The following is a 17,599-nucleotide window of genomic DNA, read 5'->3' as shown; positions in this document are numbered from 1 at the left end:
GAACGGCCGGGCCTCCGGCAGCCGCTCGCCCGCCGCTCCCCTGTCACGATCTGCAGCGCCCCGCGGCGTGTCGTGACAGGCGAGGGCGCTGGACGGGGGCGCGGCGGGGACCGCGGATCGGAACGCAGGGATGCCGCGACCGCAGCCGCGGAAATGCCCGCGCGGGCTCAGCTCAGGCCGGAGTAGGCGTGCAGACCCTTGAAGAACATGTTCACGATGGTGAAGTTGAACATCACGGCGGCGAAGCCGATGATCGACAGCCACGCCGAGCGCGATCCGCGCCAGCCGCGCGTGGCACGGGCGTGGATGTATCCGGCATAGAGCACCCAGATCACGAAGGTCCATACTTCCTTCGTGTCGAAGCCCCAGTACCGGCCCCACGCATCGTTGGCCCAGATGGAGCCGGCGATGAGCGTGAACGTCCAGAAGATGAAGCCGAGGATCGCGAAGCGGTACGCGATCGACTCGAGGGCGTCGCTGCCCGGCAGCGTGCCCAGGAACCGCGGTCCGGTCTTGGGCGCGGGGGCGCCGTCGGCCGCGGCATCCGCGATGGCGATCTTCCGCTCCCGGCGGGCCTGCATCAGCTGCAGCACCGAGAGCCCAAAAGCGAGCGCGAACAGAGCGGTCGCGAGCGAGGCGACGAACACGTGGATCACGAGCCAGACGCTCTTGAGCGGGTCCATGAGCGGCGAGATCTCGACGTAGAACGCCAGCGCCGCGCCGCCCAGCAGCAGCGCGACCATGCCGGTGATGAACGACCCGAGGAAGCGCAGGTCGTAGCGCAGCAGCGAGACGAGGTAGACCGCCACGATGAGCATGGTTCCGGTGAGGGCGAACTCGTACATGTTCGACCACGGAACTCGTCCGGCTGCGATGCCTCGCGTCACGTCGCCGGCGACGTGGAAGACCAGCCCGAGGACGGTCAGCGACGTGCCGATGCGGGCCCAGATCAGGCGCGGGCGCTGGCCGGGCCGCGCCGTGAACGCCCGCTCGGCGGCACGCTCCTGATCCCGCCTCCGGGCGCCGGCGTCCCTGCGCCGGGATTCGCCGACGGATGCCGCATCCGCTCCCACGGTGACAAGCTCTCGTTCACGCGTCGACGCGTCCTGCGCGTCGACCGCGCGCGCCCCGCGACTGGCCAGGTCGACCGCGTAGGCGATGAACGCGAACGCGTAGATCGCGATGGCGGTCCACACGAGCAGCACGGAGACCGTGTCGAGTGAGAGGGGGGTGCCAGGCATGGGGTTCAGTCTACGCGGGGAGAATCCGCGGATCCCCGGTCGCCCTCGTCCTCCGCAGCGCTGGTCTCGCGCTCGTCCGCCGCGCCGGCGGGCCGCCCGCGGACGGACCCCGGCTCCGTCACCGGAGCCGACACCTGTTCGCGCAGCAACGGGTCCAGCGAGGTGGTGTGCTTGAGGACGATCTGGTCCAGCGCGGTGGCGATGGTCGGGTCCTCGCCGCGCGCGAGCCCGGCGTACTCCAGGCGCAGCGTGTTCCCATCTGCGGTCGCCTTCACCCACACGCGGCGACGCGGGAGGAACAGGGCGGCAAGCAGCCCGAGCACGGCCAGCACGGCGAATCCGAGCACCCAGGCTGCCGCGGCATCCCGGTGGACCGACAGCGACACGAACCGCTTGACGGACTGGTCGTAGCCCTCAGCGCCGGCGGGAGATTCGTTCTCGAAGGTGATCGTGCCCAGGCCGTCCGGCAGCTCGGCGGTCTGTCCGGGCGCGAGTTCGATCGAGTCGACGTCCACGGCCCGCCCGGTGAGCTGCGTCATGCCGGTCGGATCGAGCGTGTACACCGATCGGGGCGTGCCGTCGTCGATGCCCAGATCTCCGGCGTAGACGTCCAGGGTGACGACCGGGTTGATCAGCGCCGGGTATGCAGAGGTGAACGCCCCGGTGGTCAGCGGCGCCTGCGTCGGGTAGAAGAACCCGACCAGCCCGAGCTGCTCCGGCATGCCGTCGGGCACCTTGATCACCCCGAGGGAGGTCATGTTCGTGTCCTGGGGAAGGAACGGCACCGACTCGGAGAACACCGTCGTGCCGGCAGAATCGCGGATCGTGATCGTCGGCGCGTATCCGTTGCCCATCAGGTACACGCGGTCGCCTTCGATCTCGAGCGGATGGTTCACACGCACCTCCGCCTGGACGGGCTCCTGTCCGGCGACCTGGGTCGTCAGATGCGCGATGAAATCGCCCGCCTGGCCGGCTGCCTGGGTGCCGGAGGGCTGGTAGGTGACGCTGAACTCGTCCAGTGCCATCGAGTACGGGGCGAGCTGCTCCTCGTCGACGAAGCGGCCGGGATTGAACGACGTGTAATCGAGCAGGGTGTTGACGAAGGTGCCGCCTTCCACGATGACGCCCTGCCCGGTGTAGGTGTAACCGCCGCCCACGCCGACGGCGATCAGGACGCCGATCAGCGCGGTGTGGAAGACCAGGTTCCCGGTCTCGCGCGCATACCCGCGCTCGGCCGATACCGACAGCGTCCCACCCGCGTCGTACCGTTCCACGCGGTATCCGCCGCTGCGCAGCTGCGCGGCCGCGACGTCCACAGCGGTCGCAGCGGCGGCCGACGTGTCGGCCCCGGGCGCGAGTTCCACCACGCGCGAGCGGTGGTCCGCCAGCCGCTCGAGGCGGGCGGGGGTCCGGGGCGGTCGCGCCCGCAGTGCCTTCCAGTGATGCCGCGTCCGCGGGATCACGCATCCGATCAGCGAGATGAACAGCAGGATGTAGATCGCCGAGAACCAGATCGACGAATACACGTCGAACAGCTGGAGGTTGTCCAGGATCGGCGCGAGATCCGGGTTGTCGGTGAAGTACTGCGTGACCCCGTTCGGATCCGCGCTGCGCTGCGGCACGATCGAGCCCGGCACGGCCGCGATCGCGAGCAGCAGCAGCAGGACCAAGGCGGTGCGCATGCTCGTCAGCTGACGCCATCCCCAGCGCAGCCAGCCGACCACGCCCAGGGCAGGCTGGGCGATATCGGTGGATGCCGCGACCGAGTCGGCGTGATCCGCGGGTCTCAGCGTGCCTTCGATCGGCGCGGACGCGCCGTCGGGCTCAGAGCGGGAGGGGGACATTGAGGAACACTCCCTGCAGTTGCGCCATGAGGGCCGTCCAGACGCCGGAGACCATCAGGATGCCGAGGACGACGAGCAGCACGCCGCCGACGAGATTCACGGTGCGGATGTGCCGGCGCAGGAAGCCGACCGAGCGCGTCGCCCACCCGAAGCCCAGCGTGAGGAGGATGAACGGGATGCCGAGGCCGAGCGAGTACGCCAGCCCGAGCAGCCCGGCCCGGACGGGGTCGCCGAAGTTCCAGGACATGGCCAGGATCGCACCGAGGGTGGGTCCGATGCAGGGCGCCCAGCCGATGCCGAGCGCGAGGCCCAGCAGCGGCGCCCCGATCAGGCCGACGTTGCCGCGCACCTGCGGCTTGAACGTGCGCTGGGCGAACCCGAAGAGGCCGATGAACACGAGGCCGAGAAGGACGATGATGACGCCCATGACGCGCGTGATCGGGTCGGCGTACTCGAGGAAGAAGCGCCCGACCGTTCCGCCCAGGATGTTGACGGCCATGAACACGACGGTGAACCCGGCGACGAACAGGAGCACCCCGACCAGCAGGCGCCCACGGCTGGGGGTCTCTGCCAGGGGCGCAGCATCGACAGGTGCGGCGCCCCTGCGCGGCGCAGCGGCGGCTGCTGCCGCCACCGGTTCCGGCCGCGGCGAGACGGCGCCGCCGATGAAGCCGAGGTAGCCGGGAACGAGTGGCAGCACGCAGGGCGAGAGGAAGGAGACGAGCCCGGCGAGCAGAGCGATCGGCAGAGCGATCCACAGTGCGCCGTCGGTGATGACGGCGCCGGGGTTCACGAGGACTCCGCGAGAGTGTCGCGCACGAGTGCGGTCAGGATAGAGGCGTCCGGAAGCTGGCCGATGATCCGCGCGGCGACGCGGCCGTCGGCGTCCAGGACCAGCGTCGTCGGTGTCGCCTGAATCGGCGTCTTCTCGGCGAACGCCAGCTTGATCGAGGGCGTCTGCGACGCGATCGCGCTCGGATAGGTCACGCCGTAGGTCTCGGCGAACGCGGCGGCCTGTTCCGCCGAGTCGATGGTGTTGATCCCCAGGAACTCGACGTCCTGATCCTGGAACTTCTCGTACGCCTCCTCCAGGTCGCCGGCCTCGGCGCGGCACGGACCGCATGCGGCGTACCAGAAGTTCACCACCAGCACCCCGCCGAGATAGTCCGCGCTGGTCACGGAGCCTCCGGTGTCGGTGGTCGCCTCGAACACCACCGGTTCGGTGCGCTCGTCGGCCGCGATCTCCACGACGCGGAAATCACCCGCGATGTAGCCCTTGTTATCGCCTGCCCGATACTGCTCGGCCAGGGGGTCGTTCGCGCACGCCGCAAGCGAGAGGGCCAGTGTCGCGGTGACCAGCGCGGCGGTGGCGCGACGGACGGCGAGGGTGCGACGGCGCCTCATCACACCGCCCCCACGTCGACGGCGCCGGCGGTCGATGCCGGCTCGGCGTAGTCGACTTCACGCCAGACGTCACCCACGAGTTCGAAGCTGGTCACGCTGGAGAGCGCGCACCGCCGCCGGCGGGGGTCGTGCCGGGTCGGCAGTCCCGCCACGGCGAGGTGGGTCACCCAGATCGGAAGCTGGTGACTGACGATGACGACATCGCCGGACTCGATGTCGTGCCAGGCATCCTTCATGGCCTCCTGCACGCGCGCCACGACCTGTACGTACGGTTCGCCCCAGCTGGGGATCTCGGGCCGGGCGAGGTAGCGCCAGCTCGCCGGGTTGGCCAGTGCCCTGCTCATCCGCTTGCCCTCGAACACGTTGGTCGGCTCGATGACGCGCTCGTCGATCAGGGGGTCGATTCCGAGCAGCTCGGTGAACGGCTCCGCGGATTCGCGCGTGCGCTGCAGCGGCGACGCGATCAGGGCGCGGATGGGGCGCTCCAGCGCCTGAACGTATTCGGCCGCCTGGCGTGCCATCCTCCGCCCGTCAGCGCTCAGCCCGAAGCCGGGAAGCCGCCCGTACAGCACGCGGCGAGGGTTGTGGACCTCTCCGTGGCGGACGAGATGAAGACGGTCGGCGGGCACGGATCCAGTCTACGTGGACGCCGTTGTGTGCTCGCTGAGGCGACCTTTTCCGCGCGCACGCGGGCGCGTTTCGGGCGCTTCCGCGCGCACGCGGGCGCGTTTCAGGGAACGCCGGCGGACGCCATCGCCGCGCCGACGAACCACGATGCGATCGTCAACGGCGCCGCCAGCAACGGCACCCAGAAGGCGAGGCGTCGCTTCACGAGCAGAACGATCGCGACCACAGCTGCGATGAGAAGGACGATCCAGGGCAGGCCGACCGCGGCCAGGACCCCGAGCCCGATCAGGTCGGTGTCGCACTGCGCCGTGCCGCCGCAGGGGTCCGAGGCCATGGCCAGGAACAGCCCGAAGTAGGAGGTGATCAGCGTCAGTATCCCGAGACACACGAGCAGGATGAGCGTGACGACGATGTCCCATACGATCGCGGGTCGCCGCGGTGCCGACGCGACCCCGGACATCTGCGCACCGGGGGATGCACCGGCGGGAGGCTGACCAGAGGACGCTGCGACGGGCGGCGGAGGTGGAGGCGTGGTCACGCGCTCAGCATAGGAGCCGACGCGGCCGGGACGCGCTGAGCGATCTGAATCATCCGCTTGCGACGCCTGATGGGCCTCGAGCGCGCCCGGCCGGACGCGGCGGCGCAGTATGACCGGTAACGGCTCAACGTAGACTGTCCCCCCGTGAGTGAACGCGTTCTCGTCAAGCAGCTGCAGGCCCGATCCGATGGACCCGTCTCGGTGTCCGGATGGGTCGAAACCGTCCGCGATCAGAAGAAGGTGCAGTTCGTCATCCTTCGCGACGAGACCGGCGCCGTGCAGCTGGTCAACCCGGCGACCCGGTTCGACCCGGACGCGGCCGAACCGCAGAACCCCGAGGCGCTCGCGCTGACGGAGACCATCTCTGCCTTGACCACCGGCACCTTCCTCACCGCGCACGGCGAGCTCAAGCACGACGAGCGCGTCAAGCTCGGCGGCGTCGAGATCAAGCTCAGCGGACTGGAGGTCGCCGCCGCGGCTCTCCCGGAGACCCCCATCGCCGCCGACAGCGCACAGGACAAGCGCATGGACTGGCGCTTCCTGGACCTGCGTCAGCGGCGCAACAACCTCATCTTCCGCGTGCAGACCACCCTCGAGCACGCGATGCGCACGTGGTGGATCGAACGCGACTTCATCGAGATCCACTCCCCCAAGCTGATGGCCTCCGCCTCGGAGTCCAACGCCGAGCTGTTCGCCCTGGAGTACTTCGGCGAGCAGACGGCCTACCTGGCGCAGAGCCCGCAGTTCTTCAAGCAGATGGCGCAGTCGGCCGGGTTCGGCAAGATCTTCGAGATCGGCGACGTCTACCGCGCGGATCCCTCCTTCACCTCGCGTCACGCGACGGAGTTCACCAGCATCGACGCCGAGATCTCGTGGATCGACTCGCACGAGGACGTCGCCCGCATGCAGGAGGAGCTCCTCGCCTTCGCGATCGGCGCGGTCCTGGACAAGCATGGCGCCGAGATCGAGGAGCTGTTCGGCGTCACGCCGACCGCCCCGACCCTCCCGTTCCCCCGGATTCCGCTCGCCGAGGCCCGCGAGATCGTGGCGGCCCGCGGGTACGACATCCCGCGCACCGACGGCGACCTGGACCCCGAGGGTGAGCGCCAGATCTCCGCGCACGTCAAGGAGACCTACGGGCATGACTTCGTGTTCATCACGGACTACCCGCACGAGATCCGCGCGTTCTACCACATGCGCGATGCCGAGACCGGTCTGACCAAGAGCTACGACCTGCTCTACAACGGCGTGGAGATCACCACCGGCGCCCAGCGCGAGCACCGCGTGGACATCCTCATCGAACAGGCCAAGCAGAAGGGCCTGGACCCCGAGCACCTCGAGTTCTACTTCGACTTCTTCCGCTACGGCGTACCGCCGCACGGAGGCTTCGGCATGGGCCTCGCGCGCGTGCTGATGCTGCTGCTGGGCGAGTCGTCGATCCGCGAGGTCACGTACCTGTTCCGCGGTCCCACGCGCCTCTCGCCGTAGCGGGGACTACGCGCCCACCGGGCGGCCGTACGGGACGTTCAGTGCTGTCCGCAGGCGGTCCGCTGACACGCGCCAGTGGGCATGGACTGCACCGTCGATGAGCACCACGGGGATCTTCTCCCACCAGAGCTCGTACAGGGCCGGATCGTCGGCGATGGAGAGCTCTTCGACGACGATCCGGTCCTCGGGCGCCTCGGAGACCACGACATCGACGATCTCGCGCGCCACAGCGCAGAGGTGGCACCCGGGTTTGCCGATCACGGTGACGGTGGTCATCGTCTCATCCTAAACAGCGGATGAGGGGTGCGGGCGCGTTCGCGCGGGGGCCTCAGCGCTCGAGCGGAAAGCCCGAGGCGACCCACTCGGCGGTGCCCCCGTCGACGTTCGTGGCGTCGTAGCCGCGGCCGGAGAGCGCCTCGACGACCCGTCCCGAACGCCCGCCGACCTGGCAGATCACGTGGAACGGCTCGGCAGGCAGCTGGTCCAGGTGCTCGCCCAGCGTCGACATCGGCAGGTTGACCGCCCCGGGCACATGACCGGCGGCGTACTCATCGGGCTCGCGCACGTCGATGAGCGGTGTGTCCGGCTGCTCGTGCAGCTCAGCGATGGTGATCGATTTCATGTCGGACCTCTCTGCACTCCGTTGCGTGCGGCTGAGAGGACCGCGCGCCGGATGCACGAAGCGCCCGTCCACCGGACAGGCGCTTGGTGTGGATGCCGCTACTTCTTGTTGCGGCGCTGGTGGCGAGTCTTGCGAAGCAGCTTGCGGTGCTTCTTCTTCGCCATGCGCTTGCGGCGCTTCTTGATGACTGAACCCACGGAGAACCTCACTAGATCAGGGTCTGGACGACCGACGCAGGCATGCGACAACCGCCCGGGAACGGGCAAGAATCTGAAAGCCTGTCGTCAGTCTATCAGGCGCTGCCCGCGCCCTTGAACTGCGGCCGGCTCCGGCTCAGCCGACGTCGGCGATCGGGCGCTGCAGCGCGTCGGTGACAGCCGACTCGGGGACACGGTAGCTGCGGCCGAAGCGCACCGCGGGAAGCTCGCCGGCATGGACCAGCCGATAGACGGTCATCTTCGACACCCGCATGATGTCGGCGACCTCCGCCACGGTCAGGAAGCGCACATCAGGCAACTCGGCCATGTTCTCCCCTTCCGATGGTCGTTCCCTCACTCTATGGGGTCGCTGCGACACGTGTAAACCCGTGTGACTGCTGGGAACGCCCGTCCCGGCTGCGGTGTCTTCCGGACCTCGACACGCACGGGTCTCGGTCAGCGGCCGGGAAGCTTCTTGAACGCGCTGGCGACGGCGTGCTTGGCGGATGCTGCGGCGCGGCCCACCACGTCGGCGGCGTGCGCCGCCGAGTCGGTGAGGGTCGACCCGCCGGCGAGTTCGGCCTCGGCATCCGCCGCTTCGTCCAGGAACGGGACCAGCCAGTCATCGATCTCATCCAGCGGCGCGGACGACAGGCTGTAGTAGCGGTGCTGTCCCTCCTCGCGGACGGATACCAGATGCGCTTCACGTAGGACCTTCAGGTGCTTGGACACCGTCGGCTGACTCACGCCGAGCTGCTGCACGATATGAGACACACTCGTCCCGCGCTCGCCGGCGGACGAACGATCGAGGAGGAGCTGCAGGATGTCGCGGCGGGTGCCGTCCGCGATCACGTCGAAGATGTCCGCCATGTGGATAGGTTAGTCGCGCACCCGCCGGAGTACCATGATGGACGTTCCGCCAGAGTGCCGCAGCAGGGAGGACGTGCATGTCCCAGGGCAGGCGCGTCAGCGGTCGCCGTCGGCGTCATCCGGCAGAAGAGGACCGCTCGCCCTTCGTCACGCGCAGCGGCCCGCGGCGGGTGTTCGACTACGTCCGCACGCGCACCACCTCTTCGCCCGCGCGTTTCGCGGTCATGGTGTTCGCGGCACTCATCCTGCTGTTCACCGCGCTGCTGTCTCTGCCCGCCGCCGCGGCGAACGGGCGGCGCACGCAGCTGGTCGATGCCCTGTTCACCGCCGTGTCGACGATCTGCGTCACCGGGCTGTCCACCGTCGACGTCGCGACGCACTACTCGGCGTTCGGAAAGGTCCTGATCTTCATCGGGGTCAACATCGGCGGCATGGGTGTGCTGACGCTGGCCTCCATCCTGGGACTGGTGATCTCCAAGCGGCTGGGGCTGCGCGCGAAGCTGATCGCGGCGAGCGACACCAACCCACTCCGTTCCCACGGCGGGCCGGTCAACGAAGGACAAACGGTCCGTCTGGGCGATGTCGGGCAGCTGCTGCGTACCGTCGCGCTGTCCACCCTCCTCATCGAGGCCGCACTGGCGGTGATGCTCTACCCGTCCCTGCTGCTGTCCGGCGTCGACCCGGTGGACGCGCTGTGGGAGGCGCCCTTCTACTCGGCCATGGCGTTCACCAACACGGGCTTCACCCCGAATCCCGGTGGACTGCAGCCGTTCGCGGACAACTACCTGATGCTGACCGTCCTGATGGTGGGCGTCTTCCTCGGCTCCATCGGCTTCCCGGTGATCTATACGCTGTGGCGGCACGTGTGGCACGTGCGCCGCTGGTCGCTGCACGCGAAGCTCACCCTCATCACGACGACGGTGCTGTTCTTCGCCGGCGCGGCAGCGTTCCTGATCCTCGAATACGGCAATCCCAAGACGTTCGGCGCCCTGGATGCCTGGGACACCACCTTCCAGGCGTTCTTCCTGTCCGCCATGACCCGATCCGGCGGGTTCGCGGTCGTGCCGATCGGTGATCTGCACGGGTCATCGCTGGTGGTCGGATCGATGCTGATGTTCGTCGGGGGCGGCTCGGCATCCACCGCGGGGGGCATCAAGGTCACCACCTTGGCCGTCCTGGCCCTGGCGGTCATCTCCGAGGCGAAGGGGCGCCAGTCCGTCGAGTCGTTCGGGCGCCGCATCCCCAGCGACGTCCAGCGCGTCGCGCTCTCCGTCGTCGCGTGGGGGGCGACCATCTGCGCGATCGCGACCATCACCATCGCGCAGATCAGTCAGGCGGACGTTGCGGACGTGCTCTTCGACGTGATCTCCGCCTTCGGCACCGTCGGCCTCTCGACCGGGCTCACCGCGGAGCTGTCCGACCCGGCCGTGTATGTGATGGCGGCGACGATCTTCATGGGCCGCATTGGTACAGTGACACTCGCCGCGGCCGTGGCCGCGACATCCCGTTCGCAGCTCTACTCGCTGCCAGTGGAAAGGCCGATCGTTGGTTGAGCGCATCAGGGGCGATGCCCCTGTCCTGGTGATCGGACTCGGGCGGTTCGGCGCGGCCTGCGCCGGCGAGCTGGACAGACTCGAGCGCGAGGTGCTCGCGATCGACGAGAGCCTCGACCTGGTGCAGAAGTGGTCCGAGCGGGTGACCCATACCGTCCAGGCAGATGCGCGCAACATCGACGCCCTGAAACAGGTGGGCGCGCAGGACTTCCAGGTGGCCGTGGTCGCGGTCGGCTCCTCGATCGAGGCATCCGTGCTGATCACGGCCAACCTCGTCGACCTGAAGGTCCCGCAGATCTGGGCCAAGGCGGTCACCCAGTCGCACGGGAAGATCCTGGCGCGCGTCGGCGCGAACCACGTCATCTACCCCGAGCGCGAGGCGGGCGAACGCGTCGCCCATCTCGTGAGCGGACGGATGCTGGATTTCATCCGCTTCGATGACGACTTCGCGATCGCCAAGATGTATCCCCCGAAGTTCATCCGCGGTGTCGGCCTGAATGAGTCCGGCGTGCGGACCAAGTACAACGTGACGGTGGTCGGCGTCAAGAGCCCGGGCAAGCCTTTCCGCTACGCGGAGGCGAACACGGTCGTCACCAACCACGACCTGATCATCGTGTCCGGCACCAACAGCGACATCGAGCGGTTCGCCTCCCTGGACCGCTGACTCCCGGCGAAGCGGCGCCTGGCCGCTTCGCCGACTCAGGCCTGCGCGGACCCAGCCGCGCACCCGCAACCCGGTGCTCCTCCTACGCGCCGGTCGCCAGCTCCCGTGCGCGGACGAGCGCGGCATCCGTCGCCGCGGCGAAGACCTCGTCCAGCCGCGCATCCTGCAGGACGGCGATCGCGCGTTCGGTGGTGCCCTTCGGGCTCGTCACGCGCCGTCGCAGCTCGGCCGGGTCCGCATCGGATGACTGCAGGAGTGCGGCGGCGCCGATGAAGGTCTGCTCAGCCATGAGTCGCGCATCCGCCGGCGGGAAGCCCTTGCCGATCGCCGCCTTCGTGAACTCCTCGACCAGCAGGAAGAAGTAGGCGGGACCGGATCCGGAGATCGTCGAGAGCGCGTCGATCTGCGACTCAGGCACCTCGATGACGGTCCCGACCGTCTCGAAAAGGGCACGAGTCACGGCGATGTCAGCAGCCGACGCAGTGGCTCCGGCGGCCAGGCCGGTCACGGCCTGGCGAACCAGCGCGGGCGTGTTGGGCATCGACCGCAGGACCGCGACCTCGCCTCCGAGGATCGATTCGAAGGTTGCGATCGGCACGCCCGCCGCGAGACTGACCACGATCGTGCCGCCCGCGAGATGTGGGGCGATCTCGCGCAGCAGATCCGGCACCATCGCGGGCTTGACCCCCACCAGGACGACACGGGCGGATGCCGCGGCCTCGGCGTTGGCCTGGGGTCGGTCCTCGAGGGCGACGCTGGTCACTGAGCCGATGGAGGCCAGCGCGTCGGCTTTCGCCCTCGTGCGATTGGTCACGGTCACGCCGCCGCCCGCCCGCCCGGAGGCCACCAGCCCCTGCAGGATCGCCCCGCCCATCGAGCCCGCGCCCAGGATCGCGATGGACGGGAGCACGGGAGCGTCGGAAGGCATGGCGAACATCCTACGACCGTCGCCTTTCATATCAATTGACTTATATAAGAATCGGCGCAATGATGTTCGCGTGCACGCACTCGACGTCCTGAGCGACCCGGTCCGCCGGCGGATCCTCGAACTCCTCGCCGACGGGGAGTTGAGCGCCGGCGAGGTCGGCGACGTCATCCAGCGCGACTTCGGCATCTCGCAGCCCGCCGTGTCGCAGCATCTGCGCGTACTCCGCGAAGCGGGGTTCACGACCGTGCGCGCGCACGGCACTCGCCGCCTCTATGCCGTCGATCCCGCCCCGCTGCAGGAAGCGGACGCGTGGTTCGGGCAGTTCCGGCGCTTCTGGCAGCCGCACCTGGATGCGCTCGGAACCGAACTCGCCCGGGAACGCCGGCGGCGACGCCGCTCCCGGCCGCAGGGCGAAGAGGCCACCACGGCTGACGGTGAATCGTCCCAGCAACCGACCCACGAGCCAGAGGAGAACTGACATGGTCGATGTGAACGCCCAGATCGATGCGGTGACGCGGACGGTCGCGGCCACGGAGGAGGACGGCGCGCCCACGCGCGTGCAGACCCTCGCGCAGGTGTACGCGTCCCCGATCGAGGACGTGTGGGACGCGGTCACGACCGACCGCATCGCGCGCTGGTTCCTTCCCGTCTCGGGCGAGCTGCGGGTGGGCGGGAGGTACCAGCTGCAGGGCAACGCCGGCGGTACCGTGCTCGACTGCTCGCCGCCGTCCGACGGCGCAGCCGGCTACCGGGTCACGTGGGAGTCCGGCGGCGGAACCTCCTGGGTGACGGTGGGCCTGCGGGCACTCGACGGCGGGTCGACGCGCCTCGAGCTGACCCACACTGCGCGCACCGACGATCTTCCCCCCGGCTTCTGGGACACATACGGACCGGGTGCGACCGGTGTCGGCTGGGACCACGGGCTGCTCGGGCTCGCGCTTTATCTCGGCGGAGGTCCCCGCATCGCCCCGGACGCGGCCGAGGAATGGATGCTCAGTGACGAGGGCACCCGCTTCGCGCGGGCGGCCGCGGATGCCTGGGCACGCGCGCAGGCGGAGGCGGGCGACGACGCCGACGCGGCGCAGCGCGCAGCCGATGCGACCTACCGGTTCTATACCGGCCAGACGCCCGAGGACGCGGCGGCGCACTGATCCATCGGGGACGGAGGTCCTCCACCCGAGGCAACCTGAGAGTGGATTCATATTGGCGGATGCCGGTCTATAGTCGAGGAATCGGGGCTCCGGCGCCCCGCATCGACAGCGAAGGACCCGACATGACCCTCTTGGACGGCATCACGGCTCGCATCATCGAGACGCCGCGGTTGAACGTCAACATCCTGGAGCGCTCGGGAGACGATCCCGCCACGCCGCCCGAGCGAACGGTGGTGTTCATCCACGGCAACGTGTCATCCGCCCTGTTCTGGCAGGAGACGATGCTCGACCTGCCCCTTGACCTGCGCGTGCTGGCGATCGACCTGCGTGGGTTCGGCGGAACCGAGCACGCGCCCGTGGACGCCACTCGCGGCGTACGCGATTTCAGCGACGACGTGGCGGCCACGCTCGAGGAACTGAGCATCCCGGCCGCGCATCTGGTGGGCTGGTCGATGGGCGGCGGGGTGGTGATGCAGTACGCGCTCGATCATCCGGCCCTCAGCCTGACGCTGCTCTCGCCGGTGTCGCCGTACGGCTTCGGCGGCACACGGCGCGACGGATCACGGCTGACCGAGGATGATGCCGGAACGGGCGGCGGGGCCGCGAACCCGGACTTCGTGCAGCGGCTGATCGATCGCGATCTGATCGCTGACGCGCCGACCTCACCGCGCAGCGTCTTCCGCTCGAGCTACGTGGCGTCGGGGTACGCCGGTGAGCACGAGGACCTGTGGGTCGAATCGATGCTCACGACATCGACGGCGACCGGCAACTACCCCGGTGATGGCGTGCCCAGCCCGAACTGGCCCGGCTTCGCGGCCGGCACCACGGGTGTGCTGAACACGATGGTGCCGAAATACTTCAACGTGTCCGCAATCGTGGAGCTCTCCGACAAACCGCCGGTGATGTGGGTCCGCGGCACGCTGGACCCGATCGTTTCGGACACCTCCTTCTACGACATGAACCATCTGGGCCAGCTGGGCGTGGTGCCCGGCTGGCCCGGCGCCGAGGTGGCCCCGCCGCAGGAGATGGTGTCGCAGACCCGCGACGTCCTGGACGCGTACGCGGCGGCCGGCGGCGAGGTCACCGAGCTCAGCCTGGAAGGGGTCGGGCACTCCGCTCACCTGGAGGCGCCCGCCGAGTTCCGACGCGCACTGCTCTCGGTGATCGGATATGTCGGGACTCCGGTCGACCCGGCGCCGCCGACGGAGACGATCATCCTCAAGTCCGAGGACTGAGTGGACTTACACTCGAACGCATGAGCGCGAGCGGCGGCGGCAAGGCGATCATTGCGGCATTCCTGGCGAACCTGGGCATCGCGCTCGCGAAGTTCGCGGCGTGGCTGATCTCGGGATCCGCGTCGATGCTGGCCGAGGCCATCCACTCCGTCGCGGACTCCGGCAATCAGCTGCTGCTGCTGCTGGGCGGCAGGCGCGCGCGACGCGCCGCCGACTCGGAGCACCCGTTCGGCTACGGTCGCGAGCGGTACGTCTACGCGTTCGTCGTCTCGATCATCCTGTTCTCGGTGGGCGGCCTGTTCTCCATCTACGAGGGCGTGGACAAGCTGACCCACCCGCACGAGATCACCAACTTCTGGATCCCGCTCAGCGTCCTGGCGATCGCCATCGTGCTGGAGTCCTTCTCACTGCGCACCGCGGTGCGGGAGAGCAACCTCGTGCGCGCGAAGGGACAGTCCTGGGTGGCGTTCATCCGGCATTCGAAGGCCCCCGAGCTGCCGGTGGTCCTGCTCGAGGACGTCGCCGCGCTGGCCGGACTGGTCTTCGCCATGTTCGGGGTCGGCATGTCGGCGATCACCGGCAACCCGCTCTTCGACGCGATCGGCACGCTCATGATCGGAACGCTGCTGATCCTCGTGGCGATCACGCTCGGGATCGAGACGAAGAGCCTGCTCGTGGGCGAGGGCGCGACCGACGCGGATCACGAGAAGATCGTCGCGGCCATCACCGCCGGGCCCGAAGTCGAGCGCCTCATCCACATCAAGACGCTCTACCTGGGTCCGGATGAACTTCTCGTGGCCGCCAAGCTCGCCTTCGCCGGCGACCGGCCGCTCGCCGATGTGGCGGCGGACATCGACCTCATCGAGACGCGGGTGCGGCAGGCGGTGCCGATCGCGCGGGCCATCTACCTCGAGCCGGACATCGTCCATGGCGGCGCGACCTCACCCCCCACCGAAGACGTCGTGATCCGGTCCGCGGACTGAGTCGACCTCCGTCGCTGCAAGACTGGACCGATGGAGTACTGCACCTTCAGCGAACCGCAGCAGGGATTCAGCTACGACGAACAGCTCGCGTTCGCCCTGGCCACCGAGCGGGCCGGCTTCGACGGCTTCTTCCGCTCCGATCACTACATGCGCATGGGACCCGGCGATCCGCTGCCCGGACCCACGGATGCCTGGACCACCCTGGCCGGCCTGGCGCGGGAGACCCGCCGGATCCGCCTCGGAACCCTGGTCTCCTCGGCCACCCACCGGGCGCCGGCGGTCCTGGCCATCCAGGTCGCGCAGGTCGACGACATGTCGGGCGGGCGCATCGAACTCGGCCTCGGCACCGGCTGGTTCGAGGCGGAGCATCGGGCGTACGGCATCCCTTTCCCGGCGAAGCGGTTCGGCATCCTGGAGGAACAGCTGGCGGTCGTGACGGGCCTGTGGTCCACCCCCGTCGGCGAGACGTTCGACTTCACCGGCGAGCACTACACGCTGAGCGGCGCACCGGCGTTGCCCAAGCCGCGGCAGCAGCGGGTGCCGATCATCATCGGCGGCGGCGGACCGCGCCGCACCCCTCAGCTCGCGGCGCGCTTCGCGACCGAGTTCAACATCGGCTTCCGGCCGGAGCCGGAGATCGCCGAGGCCTTCGCCCGCGTGCGTGCGGCGTGCGAGCGGATCGGCCGCGACCCCGGCACCCTGAAGCTCTCCGTCGCACTGTCCACGATCGCCGCACCCGACGAGCGGACCCTCAGCCGCCGGGCCGAAGCGACCGGGCGCAGCCTCGAGCAGTTCCGCGACGGCACGAACATCTGCGGCGACGCGGACGAGATCATCGCCAAGGTGGACCGGCTCGTTGCCCTCGGGGCTGAGCGGATCTACTTCCAGACCGTGGACATGCGCGACCTCGAGCAGACCGCCTACCTCGGCGAGGCGGTCCTGCCCGGCCTGCCGCGCTGACCCGCCCTGCGCGGGTCAGCGGCGCGCTGCGAAGAATCGACGCATCAGCTCCGACGCCTCCTCCTCGCGAACCCCGCCGATCACCTCTGCCCGATACGGCAGCCGACGGTCGCGCACCACGTCGTACTGGGAACCGGCGGCCCCGGCCTTCTCGTCCCACGCGCCGAACACGACCCGGGACACGCGCGCCTGAAGGAGCGCCCCCGCGCACATCAGACACGGCTCGAGGGTGACCACCAGGGTGCATCCCTCGAGGTTCCACGAGCCGATCGCCGCGGCCGCCTGACGCAACGCCACTACTTCGGCATGGGCCGTGGGGTCATGGGTCAACTCCCGCAGGTTGCGTCCCTGCCCGATCACCGCGCCCGCGGCATCCGAGACCAGCGCACCGACCGGGACGTCTCCCGCCTCGCCGGCCGCGACCGCCAGGACCAGCGCCTGCGCCATCAGCGCCGCGTCGCCGTCAGATGCCGAAAGTGCCACGCGCCCAGCGTAGGCCCGGCGCGGAGCGGGTGCGCGCGGCCCGCGGCGCCGACGCGAGTGCCATAGCCTTTCCGTATGCGCCTGCACGTCGCGGATCACCCGCTCATCACCCACAAGCTCACGGTCCTGCGGGACCAGGCCACTCCCTCGCCGGTGTTCCGCCAGCTCACCGAAGAACTCGTGACGCTCCTGGCCTACGAGGCGACTCGTCATGTCCGGGTGAGCCCGCACGAGATCCGCACGCCCGTCACCACGACGATGGGCGTCAAGATCAGTGAACCCCGCCCGCTCGTGGTTCCGATCCTGCGCGCCGGGCTGGGGATGCTGGACGGCATGGTGAAGCTGCTGCCCAGCGCCGAGGTCGGATTCCTCGGCATGGCGCGCAACGAGGAGACGCTGGAGCCGGCCACGTACGCCGAGCGTCTGCCCATGGATCTGAGCGACCGGCAGTGCTTCGTCCTGGACCCGATGCTCGCGACCGGTGGATCTCTCGGCGCCGCGATGCAGTTCCTGTTCCGGCGGGGCGCGCACGATATCACCGCGATCTGCCTGCTCGGCGCGCCGGAGGGCGTCGCCGCGATCGAGAAGCAGGTGGCAGGCCGGGATGTCACGCTCGTCCTCGGCGCCCTCGACGAGCGGCTCAACGAGAAGGGCTACATCGTCCCCGGGCTCGGAGACGCTGGAGACCGCCTCTACGGGACGGTCTGAGCCGTTCACGGCGACCGGGGACCGGGGACGCTCCCGCCGTCTCCGACGTCTGACGCGCGCCCGCGGAGGGTGGGACACAGCCGCTGCTGATTCTGCGAGCCGG

The 17,599-nt window shown here is 69.3% G+C and carries 22 protein-coding genes; 9 read left to right on the top strand and 13 right to left on the bottom strand.

Going from position 1 to position 17,599, the window contains the following annotated elements; genetic code table 11:
* Positions 1-167 precede the first annotated feature (167 nt).
* The 6 genes from ccsB to NQ152_RS13760 form a co-directional block, all read right to left on the bottom strand.
* Positions 168-1,241, bottom strand: coding sequence for a c-type cytochrome biogenesis protein CcsB (gene ccsB / locus NQ152_RS13785; protein WP_257524415.1), 1,074 nt, complete (start codon positions 1,239-1,241; stop codon positions 168-170).
* Between the two features lie 5 nt (positions 1,242-1,246).
* Positions 1,247-3,085 carry a cytochrome c biogenesis protein ResB gene (locus NQ152_RS13780; RefSeq protein WP_257524414.1) on the bottom strand — a complete coding sequence of 613 codons (1,839 nt, stop codon included), beginning with the start codon at positions 3,083-3,085 and terminating at the stop codon, positions 1,247-1,249.
* Positions 3,066-3,878, bottom strand: coding sequence for a cytochrome c biogenesis CcdA family protein (locus tag NQ152_RS13775; RefSeq protein WP_285178225.1), 813 nt, complete (start codon positions 3,876-3,878; stop codon positions 3,066-3,068). The genes NQ152_RS13780 and NQ152_RS13775 overlap by 20 nt, the downstream gene beginning before the upstream one ends.
* On the bottom strand, positions 3,875-4,489 hold the full coding sequence (locus NQ152_RS13770; RefSeq protein ID WP_257524413.1) for a TlpA disulfide reductase family protein: 615 nt from the start codon (positions 4,487-4,489) through the stop codon (positions 3,875-3,877). The genes NQ152_RS13775 and NQ152_RS13770 overlap by 4 nt, the downstream gene beginning before the upstream one ends.
* Positions 4,489-5,118 (bottom strand): histidine phosphatase family protein, encoded by a 630-nt coding sequence (locus NQ152_RS13765; RefSeq protein WP_257524412.1) that lies wholly within the window; start codon positions 5,116-5,118, stop codon positions 4,489-4,491. The genes NQ152_RS13770 and NQ152_RS13765 overlap by 1 nt, the downstream gene beginning before the upstream one ends.
* A 101-nt stretch (positions 5,119-5,219) precedes the next feature.
* Entirely contained in the window at positions 5,220-5,762 is a 543-nt protein-coding gene (locus NQ152_RS13760; protein ID WP_257524442.1) for a DUF6264 family protein, read from the bottom strand.
* Positions 5,763-5,798: 36 nt separating this feature from the next.
* Between NQ152_RS13760 and aspS the strand changes: the two genes are divergently transcribed.
* Positions 5,799-7,142: an aspartate--tRNA(Asn) ligase gene (gene aspS, locus NQ152_RS13755; RefSeq protein WP_257503518.1), complete on the top strand. Its 1,344-nt coding sequence runs from the start codon at positions 5,799-5,801 to the stop codon at positions 7,140-7,142.
* 6 nt (positions 7,143-7,148) lie between these two features.
* Here the strand turns inward: aspS and NQ152_RS13750 are convergent, their stop codons facing one another.
* From NQ152_RS13750 to NQ152_RS13730, 5 genes are all read right to left on the bottom strand, one after another.
* Positions 7,149-7,418: a glutaredoxin family protein gene (locus NQ152_RS13750; RefSeq protein ID WP_257503519.1), complete on the bottom strand. Its 270-nt coding sequence runs from the start codon at positions 7,416-7,418 to the stop codon at positions 7,149-7,151.
* A gap of 52 nt (positions 7,419-7,470) precedes the next feature.
* Positions 7,471-7,764 (bottom strand): rhodanese-like domain-containing protein, encoded by a 294-nt coding sequence (locus NQ152_RS13745; protein ID WP_257524411.1) that lies wholly within the window; start codon positions 7,762-7,764, stop codon positions 7,471-7,473.
* 98 nt (positions 7,765-7,862) lie between these two features.
* Positions 7,863-7,961 carry a 30S ribosomal protein bS22 gene (locus NQ152_RS13740; protein ID WP_003792170.1) on the bottom strand — a complete coding sequence of 33 codons (99 nt, stop codon included), beginning with the start codon at positions 7,959-7,961 and terminating at the stop codon, positions 7,863-7,865.
* Positions 7,962-8,097: 136 nt separating this feature from the next.
* Positions 8,098-8,289: a helix-turn-helix domain-containing protein gene (locus tag NQ152_RS13735; protein WP_257503521.1), complete on the bottom strand. Its 192-nt coding sequence runs from the start codon at positions 8,287-8,289 to the stop codon at positions 8,098-8,100.
* A gap of 128 nt (positions 8,290-8,417) precedes the next feature.
* Positions 8,418-8,831, bottom strand: a complete 414-nt coding sequence (locus tag NQ152_RS13730; RefSeq protein ID WP_257503522.1) for a helix-turn-helix transcriptional regulator — start codon at positions 8,829-8,831, stop codon at positions 8,418-8,420.
* Between the two features lie 77 nt (positions 8,832-8,908).
* On the opposite strand from NQ152_RS13730, the gene NQ152_RS13725 reads away from it, so the two are divergent.
* Both NQ152_RS13725 and NQ152_RS13720 read left to right on the top strand, forming a co-directional pair.
* Complete coding sequence (locus tag NQ152_RS13725) at positions 8,909-10,384, top strand: TrkH family potassium uptake protein (RefSeq protein ID WP_257503523.1); 1,476 nt, start codon at positions 8,909-8,911, stop codon at positions 10,382-10,384.
* Positions 10,377-11,048 (top strand): TrkA family potassium uptake protein, encoded by a 672-nt coding sequence (locus NQ152_RS13720; protein ID WP_257524410.1) that lies wholly within the window; start codon positions 10,377-10,379, stop codon positions 11,046-11,048. The genes NQ152_RS13725 and NQ152_RS13720 overlap by 8 nt, the downstream gene beginning before the upstream one ends.
* A gap of 82 nt (positions 11,049-11,130) precedes the next feature.
* On the opposite strand, the gene proC is transcribed toward NQ152_RS13720, so the two are convergent.
* On the bottom strand, positions 11,131-11,976 hold the full coding sequence (gene proC, locus NQ152_RS13715) for a pyrroline-5-carboxylate reductase (protein ID WP_257524409.1): 846 nt from the start codon (positions 11,974-11,976) through the stop codon (positions 11,131-11,133).
* 70 nt (positions 11,977-12,046) lie between these two features.
* Between proC and NQ152_RS13710 the strand changes: the two genes are divergently transcribed.
* The 5 genes from NQ152_RS13710 to NQ152_RS13690 all read left to right on the top strand — a co-directional run bounded on the left by NQ152_RS13710 (position 12,047) and on the right by NQ152_RS13690 (position 16,305).
* The gene (locus tag NQ152_RS13710; protein ID WP_257503526.1) at positions 12,047-12,454 is read left to right on the top strand and encodes a helix-turn-helix transcriptional regulator; all 408 of its coding nucleotides are present in this window, start codon (positions 12,047-12,049) and stop codon (positions 12,452-12,454) included.
* Position 12,455: 1 nt separating this feature from the next.
* Positions 12,456-13,127 (top strand): SRPBCC domain-containing protein, encoded by a 672-nt coding sequence (locus NQ152_RS13705; RefSeq protein WP_257524408.1) that lies wholly within the window; start codon positions 12,456-12,458, stop codon positions 13,125-13,127.
* Positions 13,128-13,249: 122 nt separating this feature from the next.
* Positions 13,250-14,362: an alpha/beta hydrolase gene (locus tag NQ152_RS13700; RefSeq protein WP_257524407.1), complete on the top strand. Its 1,113-nt coding sequence runs from the start codon at positions 13,250-13,252 to the stop codon at positions 14,360-14,362.
* A gap of 20 nt (positions 14,363-14,382) precedes the next feature.
* Positions 14,383-15,345 carry a cation diffusion facilitator family transporter gene (locus NQ152_RS13695; protein ID WP_257524406.1) on the top strand — a complete coding sequence of 321 codons (963 nt, stop codon included), beginning with the start codon at positions 14,383-14,385 and terminating at the stop codon, positions 15,343-15,345.
* A 30-nt stretch (positions 15,346-15,375) separates the two neighbouring features.
* Complete coding sequence (locus NQ152_RS13690) at positions 15,376-16,305, top strand: LLM class F420-dependent oxidoreductase (protein ID WP_257524405.1); 930 nt, start codon at positions 15,376-15,378, stop codon at positions 16,303-16,305.
* Positions 16,306-16,320: 15 nt separating this feature from the next.
* On the opposite strand, the gene NQ152_RS13685 is transcribed toward NQ152_RS13690, so the two are convergent.
* On the bottom strand, positions 16,321-16,752 hold the full coding sequence (locus NQ152_RS13685; protein ID WP_257524441.1) for a nucleoside deaminase: 432 nt from the start codon (positions 16,750-16,752) through the stop codon (positions 16,321-16,323).
* 111 nt (positions 16,753-16,863) lie between these two features.
* Here NQ152_RS13685 and upp point away from each other — a divergent pair, with 111 nt between their 5' ends.
* Positions 16,864-17,496 carry a uracil phosphoribosyltransferase gene (gene upp, locus NQ152_RS13680; RefSeq protein ID WP_257503531.1) on the top strand — a complete coding sequence of 211 codons (633 nt, stop codon included), beginning with the start codon at positions 16,864-16,866 and terminating at the stop codon, positions 17,494-17,496.
* Positions 17,497-17,599: the final 103 nt, after the last annotated feature.

The sequence above is a fragment of the Microbacterium sp. zg.B48 genome, assembly GCF_024623505.1.
Lineage (GTDB): Bacteria > Actinomycetota > Actinomycetes > Actinomycetales > Microbacteriaceae > Microbacterium.
Note: the sequence above shows the minus strand (reverse complement) of the source record. Positions and strands in the feature narration are given on the sequence as shown.